The following is a 15020-nucleotide window of genomic DNA, read 5'->3' on the forward strand; positions in this document are numbered from 1 at the left end:
CGCTGATGATCACGCTTATCGGTAGGCACACGCCACGCACCCGTCCACGCCACCACACCCGCAGTCTTACTCACCTGCGCCACGACCCACACCCCCCACCCGAGAACCCCAGGCCCACCCCCACGGCGTGCCCCAACACCAGCAGACACTACCGCCGAACACCGACACCACCGAACACCCCAGCAACCTCCCTCACCTGCATCACCCGCCGCTGCCGAGTCCGCGAATCCCTACACACCAACGAACTCAACGCCTCAACCACCGCAGCCAGCACCAACTCATCGCGGCGGCCCACGCTTCCCCCTACCGGGAACAACGGGCCAGCCCCTCCCGCGTGCCCTACACCAGCAATCCTACCTCCAAACACCGACAAAACCAGCCAAACCACCACCCCCACAACCGATTACGAACCACACCCCCACCCCACCCCCGTGCCGAGTGCGGTGGGATCGAGGCCCACCCCTGTGCCCCGAGTGGGGGTCGGCCGGCCAGGCCTGAGCAGTACCCCGCCGGATAGGAACGGGGATCGGCCGGCGGGGCACTGGTATTGCGGGCCCGCGGCGCGACAACCGGGGGTGTCAAGGGGTACCCGGAACGCGTCGTGCGACCCGCAGCTTGTCAGCGGCACGTGAAATCTGACCCCGGCGCGCCGCCAGGGGGTCAATTTTCAGCCGCCGTCGACACAGCTTAGGACGCGATCGCTTCGGCCGCGTCCCGCTCGGCGACATCCTCACCGGCCGGCACCGTCCGCCCGCCCTCAGGATCTTGTCGACCGCGGCCCCTGTGCCGAGTGGGGTGCCGACGGGGCGCTGAGTTTCCGAATGCCGCTTACGTGCACGAGCCCGCACCTGGTGCGGACACGGGCGTCATCGCCCACACCTAGTCGAGATCAGCATCCTGGCCAGCTGACAACCAGACCGCCGTTCGAACGAGCATCCGCGGTCGAAACCGTCGCGAAGCCGCATAGACCATCAGATCTATTTCAGGTCGAAGTGGCTAGCATCAGCGGCAGAATTGGGGAGGCTACGGGCATGGGCGCACAACAGGACCGGCTGGGTGAAGTGCTGGGGGCAATGGGCTTCAACGAAACGGACAAACCTCCCCGGGCGAAGCTCACCGCCATGTCGCAGCCAGCACGTCAACAGGTCATCGAGCTGTACCGCGCACTCGGTGGCATTCACCCCGATCCCCAGCTGACCACGGGACCGTGGGATTCGGCGTACTCGGGCAACCTCGTGGTCGAACTGGACGAGAGTGCTCATTTCAACCGCTACAGGGCACTAACCCTGGAACCCGAATGGGCTCAACGGCTGTCCGTGGCGCAGCGACTACCTAACGTACGCAGCTCAGTTCGAGGACGTATGCCGGAATGAACGCGGCTGGGGTGGCTACTGGACGAACGACTCGACCGAGCGACTGTTCGGACCACCTGGACCGCCACGTGAACTCGACGGTGCTGGCTCCCCTCGCTGGAAGCAGCGCGCTCTGTACGACGCCATGCGGGACATCACCGCCCTTCACGGCGGAATGCGGCTGTTAAGGCTCTCAGTGCACGACAACCTCGGTCGTGTCCTCCTCGGCGACGTCCTCAGTGGCAGGGCACCGCTGGTCACCGATGCCCTCCGCGCGCTGATTGACGAGCGGACGCTCGGGTGACCAACAACGCTCCATAGGACCCCCCACCCACTCACCACCCCACCCCACCCCACTCGGGAGGAGGGTCGCCAGCCCGGCATTTTCCCGAATTGCGGCGACAACCTCGCCGCCCAGTTTCGTCGAATCCGACGAAGGAATCCGCCCAGACATCTCCGCGGCAAAATACGGTGACCTGCAAGCAGCGTTCACCCGCGACGGCCTCACAGATCTCCGACGGAGCCGCCGTATCATGCGCCGCTGCACCGCCGACGATTCGGTCGCAATGGCGCGCGTGCGAAGCAGCTCGGACCCAGTTCCGCGTGTGGGTGTGCGCACCATCGATCGACGAATGTTTCCAGCCATGGTCTTTGGTGATTAGACCGGCGGCGGACGATGGCGGCCGACGAACGCGTCCACGCTGGGGGGCATGGCCCACCAGCGAGTCCCGTAGCTCGACGCGGACTGCCGGATGGCAAGGTCGTAGGTGCGGAAGAGCGCGTCGGCGACCGCGGGGTCGTCGACCTCGGGTAGAAGGCGATGCCGCATTTCTGGGTCAGCCACGATCTTTTGGGCGACCGGTTTGGCACGGTCCTCGTCGAACGCCGCCGACGATGGGTATCCGCTGCTGCGGTCGGTGCCTAGGGCTGCCACGACGATGCAGTAGGCCAAGTCGAACTCGCACAACGAGTTCAGCGCTGGATCCAATGGCGCTGCCTCTCCTGGGGGCACCGCAGCGTCGTTAAGGTCGGGGCGCATCGCGGGGTGCTCGACCATCAACTCGCGAGCCGCTGACAGCAGGTAGTCGCCGCGGGGATCTGCAGTCAGACCGGCCCGCGAGGCGTACACCTGTGCGGCGCGGATCCACGACGAGTAGATGTAGCCAGGTTCAAAGGCGTTGCCCGGCACCGGGCGCAGCGCCAAGGAGCGAACCGTATCCCACGCGCCGAGGCGCACCGCCAAGCTCCCCACAACGTAGATGCGCTCCACGATCATCAGGCGCCGGCGGTCGTCGTCGGCGCCGATGCCTAACCCTTGGTAAGACTCCACCAACTTGCCGATCGCCTCGTCGGTGAGGTCGGGTCGTTCGAAGTGCAGTGTCTGGGCGCAGAAGATCGCCCACCTGTCGACGGCGTCGGCGAAGGCCGCGAGGTCGACCGCGGCTCCGGTGGACCGCGACACGGTTCGCAGAAACTGCCGTAGCCGAACGTCGTTGCCGGCTTCTAATAGTCGAACTGCGGTGGCGGCGAAAGTGGTTTCGTCCATGTCCGCGAGCAGCGGAACACCAGCGTTGCCCGCGGCGCTGTCGCGACCGGTGACGACCTCACGCAGCATCGACAGCGCGGCTTCGGTGGACTGGTCACGGATGCCGCGGGTGTAGAAGGACAGCAGGTCGGCCCAGTGGGCGTAACGGATGGGGACGTTCTCCGCGCCTTCACGGACGAAGATCTCCCCCTTGCGGAACACGGTCACGTCCTTGTCGCCGGCCGCAGGGCCCGGGTGTTGTCCGTCCTTATTGAACGGGACGGGCAGCCCGTCGGGGTTGCGGACGTAGATGACCACAATCTCGTGGTTAGCCAGTTCGTGGATCTCGACCACGACGTGTACCGCGGCCTCGACGTAACTGCGGATGAGAGCCCCTACGCGTGACCCGTCGAAGCGAGCCCGGTCGGTGATCGTGCCCACGGGCAGGCACGGAGCGCCGGCGTCGTCGACGCCCATCAGGATGTAACCGCCCTCGGGGCGACTGGCCATGGTCACCGCGTCCTTGACGAACTTCAGCTTGTCGGCGGCGTTCGTCAGGTCCACCGACGCCTTCAGATCGAGATGGGTCTGCTCAGGGTTGCCCAGCAACTCCTTGAGCTTCTCCAGATCAGTGCGCCCATCGGGAACGATCAACGTGACCCTCCCGTCCGTCGGGAACGAGCCTACGAGAGGACCCCGACAGCTCCTGGCCGCTTGTGGTCGGCCCAGGGGGTCGGCGGCGTCGGTAGGTGCCCGCGCCGCGGTCAGCGCCAGCGACACAAGTACCCGGGCGCCTCTGGTACGAAAAGCAGCGTGGATGACCGCACTGAGAAGCTGATAGCCGACCTTCGCCGGGCCAGCGTCCGCACACCCGCCCAGAGGGCCCAAGACACCGAGATTCACGCGAGAATCGCTTAGCGACGTCAGCATCGTCCACTGCTCCAAGCTCCTGCGCGATCTCAACGACTCCGGGCAACTCGATCTTGCGGACCCAACGATGAACGGCATCGTCGCTGCGGCCTGGGCATCGGGCGAACCAGGCTCGGCGTCGTGCATCGGTTACCGCGAATGGCAGAAGTTGTTCCGCCTCAACGGATTCACCTATCTCGGTGTGCCATCACCGAGACCGACTGAACCCGTCAGTGTCTACCGTGGCTGCACCCCCGAGCACCGATTCGGAATGTCGTGGAGCACCGAGGTGGCTGTTGCACGACGCTTCGCGACCGCAGGCATGTCGAGCCGTCCACCCGGGGTCATCTACGTGGCGCACGTGCACCCCGAGCATCTGCTGGCTTTCATCGACGAAGGCCACGACGAGCACGAATGGGTTGTCGACCCGCTCGGGCTCAGTGACGCGAACGTCCGCCTCCTCGATCTGCCGGGGCCGCAGGTCGAGGAGGGCGGTGCGTCTACGGAGCCGTGACGGGGTGACCGGGCGGTGTTTGCCCGTCCGGTTGCCGGGGTGGGGGGCGCCGTCAGGTATCAGCGCTTGGCGTTGACGGCGGCTTCTGCCCGGTCGAGGTCGCGTTTGCGCATGCCGAAGAGCGGGTTCGGGCCGCCGGCTTCGCGCATGGGGTAGCCGGCGATGAGGGCGGCGGCGATGAGCTGGCCGTTGGTGACGTACTGGCCGATGGAGCTTTCGGCGAGGTGTTTGAGTCCGTAGCTGCCGCGGGTGGGTGTCTTGATCATTCCGATGTTGGCGGTGAGCCAGAGGGTCACGGTGATCACGATGGGCAACGAGTTGCGGAGGTGTGTGCGTTCCTTGACGAACTCGTCGGCCCGTTGTTGGGCGGTGTCGGTGTGGCGGCGGTAGATACCCATTCTGAAGCTGGTGAGTCGGGGGTGTTCGTCGAGGGTCTTGTCGAATGTGTCCGGCGAGGCGGGCGATTTCGACGTAGGACCGGCCGGTTTGCTCGGCGATGCTGCGGATCAGCTGTTTGCGGGATCGGTTTGTGGTCATCGGATGCTCCTACCGCGGCGGCCCACGTCCACCCGCGGCGCATGCTCAATGACGACGGGTTAATCGAACGTGCGCGATTTCCGGGAAACCTTGTCCGTTGGTGCGCCGACGTGGGCGACGAGCACGTGGATCAGGCAGGCGCTGCTACCGAGATTCAGGATACTCGGTGCGCTGTCGCAGCGCAGGAACGCGCGCCTGCGGTGCGACCAGAAGAGGCGTCGTGGACAGCGGGTTCTGCGTTCGCAGGTGCGGTTGCAGGCTGCGGTGAGGCCAGGCTCAGGTGGGGGTGGTCGGCGGCGGTGTCGGTGATGCCCACGGCGGCGACCATGGCTTCCCAGCCATGATGGTTGGCCAGTTCGATGGGCAGCCAGTTGTTCGTGGATCCGTTGATCAGGTCGACGGCGTGGGGGTTGGCGTCGGGACCGAGGTAGATTCCTCCGCCGGCTTGGTGTTAGACGAGGTCTGGTGGCGGGAGCAGCCCGACGGGTGCCGCCACCTGCTCGCCGATCACACCCGTTGGTGACGTAGTCGGGTCACTTGGTCGGTGACGTAGTCCAAGGCGACTTGTACACGCCTTGCCTCCCCGTCGAACAGTCCGTCGCGCAGAGGTCGCCACTGCTCGCCGGCTGCGGCGATCTGCGCAACCACCGACCCGTACCGGCTGTCCTCCAGCCGACCCGCTGGGCCAGGACCGTGGCCGGCATCGTCGGGAACTGCCCGAGCAGCACCCGAACCGCCAGCTCGATCTGCGCCCACGCCGACGTGGTCGACGGTGCGCGCTCATAGCGTGGTGGCGCCTCGGCGTTGATCGCCTTGGCCACGGTATTGCGGGACAGCGACAACCTCCGCGCGATCGCAGCCTGCGACAGGTTCTCCGACCGATACAGCGGGCGAATCTCCGCCCAATCCTCCACAGTGATCACTCTCCAATCAGAAGGGTGCTCACTTTTCAACCGGAGCCGACATGCGTTACTCGATGCGGTCGGTCACGGTCTGAAGAACGGCCGTTGCGATCCGCTCCGTTGGTTCAACGCCCACCACGCCAACGGATATCATCACCGAATTTTGCACGCGATAGAGGTGCATCCAGCCCTGAGCAGCAATCCTCAGGGTCGGGGAATCATGGTGGTCTAGGGAAAATGCGTACTTCGGATCGTTCAAGGCAAGACAAGCAGTCAGCAATGACTCCAGCTGATCGAGCGCTTGGTGCGCCGCATGCCAGTTCGGGTAGACCGCAACAGCCTGACTGACCGAGCCGAACGGGGCGATCCCGCTCGGGGCTATGTCGTCGCTGACCCTGCTGTATCCCGCGCTGCGAAACGTCGACCAACCACCGACAAAGGTCAGATCGCTGATACCCACCGCCCGGCAGGGACCCGGAGCCTTGACATCTCCCGGGGGCGGTCGACGAAGGTCGGCGCCTGCACGCGCAGTGAGCTCCTCGTCGTTAGCGATGCGCCGCACGTCGTCGACGCTGACGATCAACGCCTCGACACTGGGCGGCGCATTGCCCGGCTTGGCTGACGTGCTGGGACGCCAGCAAGCGGAGAACGCTGTGATTGCACAGCAGAAAATCAAAGCCGATCTGCACGTTTTGGCAATAGCGGCCACGTTCGGTCGGCGCTCAGGCACGCTCGCTGTCGATGTCACGCTAAGCGAAGTATTCAACGTCGTCATTCACAGCCCTTTCACCGGCCTTCCCCGCAAGCCAGCAACCGCATTTGTCGCTGGCCTTCGAGTGCGCCACGGACGCATGGCGGATGGACTAATGCCCGCCAAATTCGGGGTGTTTTAGAAGACCGCGAACCACATGGCGATGTAGTGGCAGATCGCCGCGACTGCGGTGCAGGCATGGAAAACTTCGTGATAACCAAACGTCGACGGCCACGGGTCGGGCCGACGCAGTGCGTAGGACACAGCACCAACGCTGTATAGGACGCCGCCGACCGCCAGCAGCACCATCGCAGCCACCCCGGCGTTGCGAAGGATCAGACCCGTGTACCAGACCGCCACCCAACCCAGCAGCAGATACAGCGGCACGCCCACCCAGCGCGGCGCCGTCGGCCAGAACACTGTCAGGGCGATTCCGGCCAGCGCTCCGCCCCACACGATCGCTAGCACCACATGCTCAGTCGCATGCGGCATAGCCAGTCTGGCGAACGGTGTATAGCTGCCGGCGATAAACACGAAGATCATCGAGTGGTCGAGCCGCTTCATCCGTGCCCGAATGGTCGCCGACTGCCAGTGAACGCGGTGATAGACGGCACTAACAGTGAACATCGCCACGGTCGCCGCGACGTATGCCAGCGTCGCGAGACCGGCTCGCCTGGAGTGCACCGCCCACGACACCGCTACCAGCGCCGCGCCCGCGATGACAGCCCCGCCGGCGCAGTAGACATGGATCCAGCCGCGCAAACGCGGCTTGGTCAGAACATGGACGGCACCCTTGGCGACAGGTTCGGAGACGTCCTTGACAACGGCGATCGGCTTAGACAACTCAGACCTCGGCGCGGCGTCGGTGTGATCGCTCATATCCCTCCCCCGACCTTCGGCCGATAAGTACCGGCGACCCGTTGTTCGCTACGGTGATCCGGCCTTTTGGAGAGTATCCCCCACGCCTAAAATAACCGCTGCAGTAACCTGAGAATGCGCGATGTCGACGCCCGCTCGTTTTTTGAGCACCAAGCGGGCTCAGCTCCGGGGCCGGAGACGTTTTGGGTGCGAGTGTGCAGCGCAGCGACTAGGCGATGATGGCGGACGGTGTGGGCGCCGATAGATTAGCGATGATGGAGGCGCTGCCATCGTCGCCTTCGACGCGTTGGTGCCCGACGACGGGGCAGGCAAAGGTGTCGCTTCCGGTTGCCCGGGTAATCATCGACCTGGGCGAGCACGACTGAGATTACACGGTGCTATTTGGTTCGGTCGGTGATTACCTGCAGCACGTCGGTTGCGATCCGCTCTGCTGGTTCAATGCCCAATACACCAACGGACATCAACACCGTATTTTTCCAGCGATACAGGTGGCTCCAACCTGGGGCGGTGATTTTCAGGGTGGAGGAATCCGGGTGGTCGAGGGTGAAATTGTAGTTAGGGTTGTGCAAGGCAACACACGCTGTCAGCGATGACTCCAGCTGATTTAGCGCTTGGCGTGCCGCGTGGGTGTCTGGGTACATCGCAACGGCCTGACTGACTGAGTCGATCATGGCGTTCCCGCCGGGCTCGAGGTTGTCGGTGACCCCGCTATACCCCGCGCTACGAAACTCCGACCAGCCACTGGCAAACGTGAGGTCGCTAGTTCCCGCCGCGCGGCAGGGACCCGGAGCGTTTAAGTCTCCTGGCGGCGGCTGACGCAGGTCAGCGTGCGACCGGGAGGCGAGTTCGTCGTAGTTGGCGATGCGCCGTACTTCTTCGACGCTGACAATCAACGAGTCGACAGCTGACACCGGCGGGGTGCTCATCTGAGCGGGTGTGGTGTCACGCGAGCAACCTGCGTTTGTGACAACTATTGCGCAGGCGACGACGAAGACTGACCTACCAGCACCGGTAACTGTGGTGCCAATAATCGATGATCGCCCCTTGAACCAGCTCGCTCGAAATGTCTCGTTCTTGCGTGATGAGCTGTCCGGCTCCATCGTTCAAGCCACTTTCTGCGGTCTGCCGCCCGCGGTCGGTGTTACAGGAATGCACGTTTACTGACGAGCTCGCCGGCTCAATCAGCGCCATAGTCACTTTCATGAGAGCGCACTGTCAACGGCAACCGAAATCTGACCAGCTGGCGGCCGCGCACTGGTCAGTATTCAGTTGCCGCCGACACGCACGTCCATATTCAGCATTCGGGCAACAGAGGTTCGGTTGGGAGGTTAGGCGACGGCGGCGGTCAGGGGCTGCTCAGTGTGGGGTTCCTGCTCGGTGGCGTCGATGATCATGGGCCGCGAAGCGGCTAGCGTGTGGATCTTGTCCACGGTGAGCCGGCTTTGCAGGCTGGCGGCGTCCTGCGCGTAGGGCGCCCCAGTGGCCAGCAGCATGAGTGCACGTCGGATCCACACGGCCGGGGAGCCGTAGAGGCTTCCGCTGACGGCGACCAGCGCCGCAGCGACGACGAGGCCGGCTATCAGCGGTCGCGCGGCGCGGTCGGCGTGCTGCTTGCCTGCAGCTTCCAGGGTCTGTTCGGCTTGCAGAACGTGCACGATGCGTGCCAGGGAGTTGGTCGAGGCCGTCGCGGTGACCTCGACCCGCAGCGCTGCGTGCCCATTGGTTGTTCCCGCGCGCACGTGGTCCCCGGGTACGGCGACGACCGGCGCTGATTCGCCGGTGATCGCACAAAGATCGAGGGCGCTGCGCCCGGCGCGGATGATGCCATCGGTGGCCAGGCGCTGCCCGGGTTGGACGATCATCTGATCACCGACGCGCAAATCCGCAGCGGCTACCACCGTCTGCGTACCGTTCCGCTCGACCGTGGCGTGATCTGGGGCCAGCGAGAGCAGTGCCTGCAGGCTGCGGCGCTCGCGTGCGGCGGAGTACTCATCCAAGCCCTCGGTCATCGACAGCAGACATGCCAACTTGGCGACGCCGCCAATGTCGCCGAGTCCGACGGCACCGAGCGCAGCGGTAACGGTCAGGGTGTCCGCGCCGACGCGGCCTCGGCTCAATCCTTTGAGGGTAGGAGGCACGAACGTCGAAGCCCCTAGCGCCAGCGCGAGGACCTTCAATCCCAGCGTCACGGGCTTGAGCGGAATGATCCACGTAGACAGGGCCGAGGCGGTCAACAGCGTCGCAGAGCACGCTGCTCGCTGCAGTTTGACGTTCTTCCACAGCGGTTGCGGACCGCCGGTGCTGTCCTCGGCGTCACGCTGAGCTGCAATGCTGCTCAGCGCGGTAGGAGCAGCCGGTGACGAGTCATCGCGGTGACCGGCGAGCACTCGCGCTGTCCAGCCGATGAGGTGCTGTAAGGCCCCCGGCTCACTGTCATCCGCGGACTGCCGGACACGGGAAGGTGCCGACATGATTGAGAGGTGTTCCTGGTCTTCGATGGCGGACAGGATGGCCGCACTGGTGCAGCACGCCGAGGAATACCAGATCACCATTGATGCGGTTTTGGGGTACATCTGCACGTCCCGGACTCCGGTGAGGCGCCCGACGATGTCCTGGACCCTGCGTGCGCGGGCCTGGTCGAGTCGAGACCCGCTGAAGCGCAGGCGGATTCGGCCGGCAGCGGCCGCTACGATGGTGAGGGACACCGCGCTGTCGGGGTGCGTGCTGGTGCTGACGGAGTGCGTGCTTGTGGTGGGTAGGTGCGTGCTGGTGGGGTCCGGGTGCGTGCTGGTGGTGTCGGGGTGACTAACTGTGGTGGTGAACATCATGAGCCTTTCAAGTGGTGATAGGACCGCCATCGACGGGGATTCATCCCACCCAGGCGGTTTGTCGTCTGACCGGCTGCCTCATTAGCGATCTGCCAGGCCGACGGCCGATCGTGAGATCAGCGGTAAGCACCAGCGTCGCAATGGGGGTCCGTGAAGAAGTGAATGATCACCGACCGTCGGCGCAAGGCACGACGACCTGCCGCTGACCGGTCAGCGACGCGACAAGCAGAATCGCGCCAAGATGTCTTGCCCGGCGTCCACGAGCGCCGAGCCATGAGGACCGTGCCCGCCCAGCGCGCCGGCCCGGGCCCATCCAGCCACGACCGCACCCAGCGCTGCGGCTGCGCCGCCGATCACCCACGCCGCAGCCGATCGTGGCATCGCCGTCACCGACAGCGGCTCGTGATGGTCGGTGGGCGACCTCTTGTGCACATGCTGGTTATCGGTGTCGGATGCGGAGTGAGCACTCGGGGATCTCGCCGGCGCCTGCGGTGCGGGGCGGGCGCTGAGCTGCAAACAGAGCACGCTGCTGTGGGTGCCGTCATGGGCGCCGAGGACAACGACTGCCAACGCCATCCATGCTGCTGTCAGCGCAGCGACGAGGTAGCGCTTTTGTGAGTTTCGACTAACGGCCTCACATTTCATGACTCTTCGACGCTAGCACTCCAGGAGAGATTGGTCAGGTCCTGACGTCGCGGCTTTGCTGTTTTCATCCGCTGTTCAGCGCGCGCTCACTGAACCTGCCCCGCCCGATCCCGACCGGTATCTCGTGCGCGCCTGAAAACCTGCACGTATGTCGCGTTGTGGGCGTTGCGGATCATCGCGGTGCTGCTCACCGGTCGTCTCTCGACCTTCAACGCCCCGCTCACCCGGCAGCGGATCAGTCAGGCAACGCGATCCCCGCTAGCGGGCCGGCCAATCCGAAAACGACAATCATATTTAGGTATGCGCATGTATGCATTTTCTGTTTAACTATCGGGGAAAAGCAGATCTGTCCCTGGGTGCGTGTGATGACGCCAGGACAGTCAGGAGCAGAGAGAATGAACTCAACTCCGTTGACCCGCAACGGTTGTGAGGTTGCCTGATGACGAGCCACACCGGACAGCGGCGCCCCCCCGGAGCGGGGGTGACCCGTTCTTCGGACCTCGTTGGCGTCGGCGGGGTCCGGCCTTGGCCGCGGTGACGTAGAGGAGCAACGAGCCATGGATTTCGCGAGCTTTCCGCCGGAGGTCAATTCCGCCCGGATGTATACCGGCGCCGGGTCCGCACCACTGTTGGTCGCGGCCCAGGCGTGGGATGTGCTTGCCGCCGAACTACATTCGACAGCGAGCTCCTACCAGGCGGTGGTCGCGGAACTGACCGCCGGAACCTGGCTGGGGCCGGCGTCGGCGTCGATGAGCGCCGCGGCCGCAACGTTTGTGGCGTGGTTGCGGGCCACTGCCGCCCAGGCCGAAGAGACCAGCGCTCAGGCCAGTTCCGCGGCGGCCGCCTATCAGAGCGCGTTCTCGGCGACGGTGGCGCCACAGCTGGTGGCGGCCAACCGCAGTCGGCTGATGACCCTGATCGCGACCGACATATTCGGTAGAAACACCCCGGCGATCGCGGCCACCGAAGCCCAGTACGCAATGATGTGGGCCCAGGACGTGGCGGCGATGTACGGCTACGCGGCCTCGTCAGCGTCGGCGACGGCGCTGACACCGTTCACCCCACCCCAGCAGACCACCAACCCGGTCGGCGTGGCCAACCAGGCCGCCGCCGCCCCGACCAGTGGTGTCGCGGAAAGCACTGTCCAACAGGTCTTCTCCGCGGTGCCCAGCGAGCTGCAGCGCGCTGCCGCCGCGGCGGTCCCGGTGAACGCGGACTCCCTCGGCACGTTGGCTGACCTGTTCACCATTTCCTTCGGCATCACCGCGGCCCTGGCCACCTTTGCGGTCGGCGTGCCGTCCGGGGTGGTCGGGGTGATCGGTCTTCCGGTGTCCATCATCGGCGCCGAGACGGGTATTCACACCGACGAGATCATCAGCGGTTGGCAGGGCGAGGAACCGTTTCCCGGTGATGCGCCGGCGCCGGTGAGGCCGTTCCCGGCGCCGCTGCTCAACTTGCCGGAAGGAACGGTGCCCAGCGTCGAGGCCGGTCTGGGCGAGGCCGGCACTGTCGGCGCGTTGTCCGTGCCGGCGGCCTGGACTGTTGCCACCCCGGCGGTGCGCGCTGTCGCGGTCACGCTGCCGGCGCTGCCCGGGACCCCTTCTGCCGCTGCCGTCCCCGCGGCAGCAGACGGGGTGGCCGGCACGCTCAGCGAGATGGCCCTGGCGGGGATGGCCGGGCGGGCCGTGGCCGCCACGGTGGGCACCGGCGCCGCAAGGGTGGCGCACCGCACCCGTGCGACAGCACGCGCCACCACGGGTGCGGTCAGCGTCGATGAGGCGGACACGGGCGCGAAAGACACCGTGCCGCAGGAGAATCCCCGCGTGGTGGTGACGGGCGTAGCTGCGGAACTCCGCGAATTCACCAAGCTACGCGACGAGGGGATTTTGTCCGACGAGGAATACGCCGAGCAGAAGAACCTTCTGCTGGGTCGCTAACGCCCCACTGTCGTTTGCCGAACACGTCGGTCATCGGGAAGAGGTTTGTGTGGTCATGGATTTCGGGATCTATCCGCCGGAGATCAACTCCGGCCGGATGTATACCGGTCCGGGACCGGGGCCGATGCTGGCCGCAGCCCAGGCGTGGGGCAGCGTGGCTGACGAGCTGTACGCGACGGTGACCGGATTTGCGTCGGCGGTGGCCGAACTGACCGAGGGGGCGTGGTCGGGTCCGTCGTCGGCGGCGATGAGTGCCGCCGCCCAGCGCTATGTCCAGTGGCTCAGCGCCACCGCCGCGCACGCCGAGGAAACTGCCGTCCAGGCCCGCACAGCGGCCGCCGCGTTCGAGGCGGCATTCGCCGCCACGGTCCCGCCACCGGAGGTCGCCGCCAACCGCGCCCTGCTGGCAGTGCTGGTGGCCTCGAACTTTTTGGGTCAGAACACACCGGCGATCGCGGCCACCGAGGCCGTCTACGCCCAGATGTGGGCGCAGGACACGCTGGCGATGTACACCTACGCGGGGTCGTCGGCAGCTGCGGTCGTACTCAGCCCGTTTCGCTCCCCACAACAGAGCGCCGACCCGGGCGCGGCGGCCAACCCCGCCGCCACCGTCGGCCACACCGGCACCTTTGCCGGCACCGCATTGGACCCCATATCGGTGGTGCCGCAGGCGTTGTCCGCGGCGGCGGCACCGGCCCCGGCTGAAACGCTCAGCCTGTTGGCCAGCGTCAGCTCGATCCTTTTCATTGCCCCCAGCGACATCAGTGGTCTCGCTGTGCTCGTACCGACCGATCTGCTGACGACCTTCGGCGACTTTCCCGCCTCCGCGTTCAACACACTGTCGGGCCTCATCGACGATGACACGGTCAGCGGCTGGGACGGCAAGGCATCCTGGCCAGATACCGGATCAGCACCCGTGCAGCCGTTCCGCGCGACCCTTCCGGCTCTACCCACCGGCCGGTTTCCCGCGCCGACGATATCGGCGACCCTGGGCCAGGCACACGCGGTCGGCGGCTTATCGGTGCCGTCGAGCTGGACGCCGGCCGCACCCGAAGTGCGCACTGCGGCGTTCACTACATCTCTGACCGCCGACCCGTCGCAGATTGCGGCGGCGCTGGCCGGGCAGGCCACGGCCGGACCACCCGCCGTCGGCAGCACCCCCAACGGCACACGCGCCACCCCCGCGCGGCCGGCCGGGTCCGCTGCCGGCACACCGGCGCAGGCGGACGTCGACGTGTCGCCCGCACCGCGCACCGTCATGACCGGAGTCGCGGCCGCGATCCGCGACATCGCCCGACAGCGCGCCGAGGGACAGCTCAGCGAACACGACTACGCCGAGCACAAGAAGCGCCTACTCGCCATCTCCGGCGGACACCGGCCACTGGCCTAGCCGCCACCCGCCCGGTCAGCGGTCAACACAGATGAACCGGTGCTAAATTCGACTTAACATGTTCTCCAGCAGGCGTATCCGGTCGCCGCTGCGATCGGTGGTCGCGATCGCAGCGATCTTGTGGCTGCTGATCGGCGGCACCGCCCAGTTCGAGCACACCGCGCCGGCAACGCCCGACACCGCCCACGCCGTACTGACCTCCTTCACCGGGGCTGCCGTCGTCAACGGTGATCCCATGCATCTCAAACAGTTTCCGCTACCGCAATGCCCGAAGGCATTCGCTGCGGGAATCCTGCCCCCACTGGCACCGGCGTTGATCGCACTCGGCATGCTCGCGGCGCTGATCGCCGTCGCGAGCCGCAGCGGCGAGCACACGCCGGCGTCCGGACGAAGCCCGCCACGACGGCACATCCCTGCTCACCATGGTCGAGCACTGTTGACCTCTTTGTGCGTGGCGCGCCGCTGAGTCGCTGGCGTCATGTCGTTGGGCCGTGCACGCTGCCCTGAGATCGTTGACGCGCCCGTGGCCGCGCACTCAATCACCGCGGCTGCGGACTCCTGGCGTCGTCGCATTCTCAGCTGAACCCTGCACAACGCGGCACGGGCCCTCTCACGTGACTCCTGCCCCGACGCGCGGACCGTGCTGCCAATTCGGCATCTCCGCATAGCGCGTAATCCGCGCGGGACGGGCCTGATCGTCCACCCAAAAGCCCACCGCGTGAAGGACATTCATGTTCACCCACCCCGTCGCGAACCCTGCGCCGACAACGCCCGCTTACACCCTGTCGCCGTACCGCTCCCCCGTCGACCCGCGCTGCAATTGCGCTGCCGCCGCCCTGCGCGCCCACGCA

Annotated in this window: 12 protein-coding genes and 2 pseudogenes; 6 read left to right on the plus strand and 8 right to left on the minus strand. The window is 66.0% G+C overall.

Annotation, left to right across the window (positions count from 1 at the left end; all coding sequences use genetic code 11):
* Positions 1–1121 precede the first annotated feature (1121 nt).
* Positions 1122–1656 (plus strand): annotated as a pseudogene (locus AC5Y5Z_RS18905) (DUF7255 family protein).
* Between the two features lie 354 nt (positions 1657–2010).
* Here the strand turns inward: AC5Y5Z_RS18905 and AC5Y5Z_RS18910 are convergent.
* The gene (locus AC5Y5Z_RS18910; RefSeq protein ID WP_166460405.1) at positions 2011–3531 is read right to left on the minus strand and encodes an RNA-binding domain-containing protein; all 1521 of its coding nucleotides are present in this window, start codon (positions 3529–3531) and stop codon (positions 2011–2013) included.
* 343 nt (positions 3532–3874) lie between these two features.
* Between AC5Y5Z_RS18910 and AC5Y5Z_RS18915 the strand changes: the two genes are divergently transcribed.
* Positions 3875–4300, plus strand: a complete 426-nt coding sequence (locus AC5Y5Z_RS18915) for a hypothetical protein (RefSeq protein WP_499926909.1) — start codon at positions 3875–3877, stop codon at positions 4298–4300.
* A gap of 59 nt (positions 4301–4359) precedes the next feature.
* On the opposite strand, the gene AC5Y5Z_RS18920 is transcribed toward AC5Y5Z_RS18915, so the two are convergent.
* The 3 genes and pseudogenes from AC5Y5Z_RS18920 to AC5Y5Z_RS18930 all read right to left on the minus strand — a co-directional run bounded on the left by AC5Y5Z_RS18920 (position 4360) and on the right by AC5Y5Z_RS18930 (position 6439).
* Complete coding sequence (locus tag AC5Y5Z_RS18920) at positions 4360–4698, minus strand: hypothetical protein (protein WP_133437204.1); 339 nt, start codon at positions 4696–4698, stop codon at positions 4360–4362.
* A gap of 807 nt (positions 4699–5505) precedes the next feature.
* Positions 5506–5751, minus strand: a pseudogene (locus AC5Y5Z_RS18925) (IS21 family transposase); the annotation flags it as partial.
* A gap of 55 nt (positions 5752–5806) precedes the next feature.
* Complete coding sequence (locus AC5Y5Z_RS18930) at positions 5807–6439, minus strand: sensor domain-containing protein (protein WP_306255846.1); 633 nt, start codon at positions 6437–6439, stop codon at positions 5807–5809.
* On the opposite strand from AC5Y5Z_RS18930, the gene AC5Y5Z_RS18935 reads away from it, so the two are divergent.
* A complete protein-coding gene (locus tag AC5Y5Z_RS18935; RefSeq protein ID WP_240751284.1) occupies positions 6354–6632 on the plus strand; it encodes a hypothetical protein in 279 nt (92 codons plus the stop codon). The genes AC5Y5Z_RS18930 and AC5Y5Z_RS18935 overlap by 86 nt on opposite strands.
* Here AC5Y5Z_RS18935 and trhA read toward each other — a convergent pair.
* From trhA to lpqS (AC5Y5Z_RS18955), 4 genes are all read right to left on the minus strand, one after another.
* A complete protein-coding gene (trhA, locus tag AC5Y5Z_RS18940) occupies positions 6629–7369 on the minus strand; it encodes a PAQR family membrane homeostasis protein TrhA (protein ID WP_133437202.1) in 741 nt (246 codons plus the stop codon). The genes AC5Y5Z_RS18935 and trhA overlap by 4 nt on opposite strands.
* Positions 7370–7746: 377 nt before the next feature.
* Positions 7747–8469 (minus strand): sensor domain-containing protein, encoded by a 723-nt coding sequence (locus AC5Y5Z_RS18945; protein WP_133437201.1) that lies wholly within the window; start codon positions 8467–8469, stop codon positions 7747–7749.
* A 228-nt stretch (positions 8470–8697) separates the two neighbouring features.
* Positions 8698–10197 carry a P-type ATPase actuator domain-containing protein gene (locus AC5Y5Z_RS18950; RefSeq protein ID WP_499926912.1) on the minus strand — a complete coding sequence of 500 codons (1500 nt, stop codon included), beginning with the start codon at positions 10195–10197 and terminating at the stop codon, positions 8698–8700.
* A 210-nt stretch (positions 10198–10407) separates the two neighbouring features.
* Entirely contained in the window at positions 10408–10773 is a 366-nt protein-coding gene (gene lpqS / locus AC5Y5Z_RS18955) for a putative copper homeostasis (lipo)protein LpqS (RefSeq protein ID WP_133437199.1), read from the minus strand.
* Between the two features lie 626 nt (positions 10774–11399).
* Here lpqS (AC5Y5Z_RS18955) and AC5Y5Z_RS18960 point away from each other — a divergent pair.
* The 3 genes from AC5Y5Z_RS18960 to lpqS (AC5Y5Z_RS18970) are packed head-to-tail and all read left to right on the plus strand — an operon-like array spanning position 11400 to position 14635.
* Positions 11400–12779 (plus strand): PPE family protein, SVP subgroup, encoded by a 1380-nt coding sequence (locus AC5Y5Z_RS18960; protein WP_133437198.1) that lies wholly within the window; start codon positions 11400–11402, stop codon positions 12777–12779.
* 55 nt (positions 12780–12834) lie between these two features.
* Positions 12835–14169: a PPE family protein gene (locus AC5Y5Z_RS18965; RefSeq protein ID WP_133437197.1), complete on the plus strand. Its 1335-nt coding sequence runs from the start codon at positions 12835–12837 to the stop codon at positions 14167–14169.
* A 58-nt stretch (positions 14170–14227) separates the two neighbouring features.
* Entirely contained in the window at positions 14228–14635 is a 408-nt protein-coding gene (gene lpqS / locus AC5Y5Z_RS18970; protein WP_133437196.1) for a putative copper homeostasis (lipo)protein LpqS, read from the plus strand.
* Positions 14636–15020: the final 385 nt, after the last annotated feature.

Source organism: Mycobacterium sp. NGS29 (assembly GCF_059812965.1).

Excerpts from the sequence above, each read along its gene's own strand:
- AC5Y5Z_RS18960 (WP_133437198.1), top strand. The coding sequence starts at position 11,400 with ATGGATTTCGCGAGCTTTCCGCCGGAGGTCAATTCCGCCCGGATGTAT.
- AC5Y5Z_RS18945 (WP_133437201.1), bottom strand. The coding sequence starts at position 8,469 with ATGGAGCCGGACAGCTCATCACGCAAGAACGAGACATTTCGAGCGAGC.
- AC5Y5Z_RS18950 (WP_499926912.1), bottom strand. The coding sequence starts at position 10,197 with ATGATGTTCACCACCACAGTTAGTCACCCCGACACCACCAGCACGCAC.
- trhA (WP_133437202.1), bottom strand. The coding sequence starts at position 7,369 with ATGAGCGATCACACCGACGCCGCGCCGAGGTCTGAGTTGTCTAAGCCG.
- AC5Y5Z_RS18920 (WP_133437204.1), bottom strand. The coding sequence starts at position 4,698 with ATGGGTATCTACCGCCGCCACACCGACACCGCCCAACAACGGGCCGAC.
- AC5Y5Z_RS18915 (WP_499926909.1), top strand. The coding sequence starts at position 3,875 with ATGAACGGCATCGTCGCTGCGGCCTGGGCATCGGGCGAACCAGGCTCG.
- lpqS (WP_133437196.1), top strand. The coding sequence starts at position 14,228 with ATGTTCTCCAGCAGGCGTATCCGGTCGCCGCTGCGATCGGTGGTCGCG.
- AC5Y5Z_RS18965 (WP_133437197.1), top strand. The coding sequence starts at position 12,835 with ATGGATTTCGGGATCTATCCGCCGGAGATCAACTCCGGCCGGATGTAT.
- lpqS (WP_133437199.1), bottom strand. The coding sequence starts at position 10,773 with ATGGCGTTGGCAGTCGTTGTCCTCGGCGCCCATGACGGCACCCACAGC.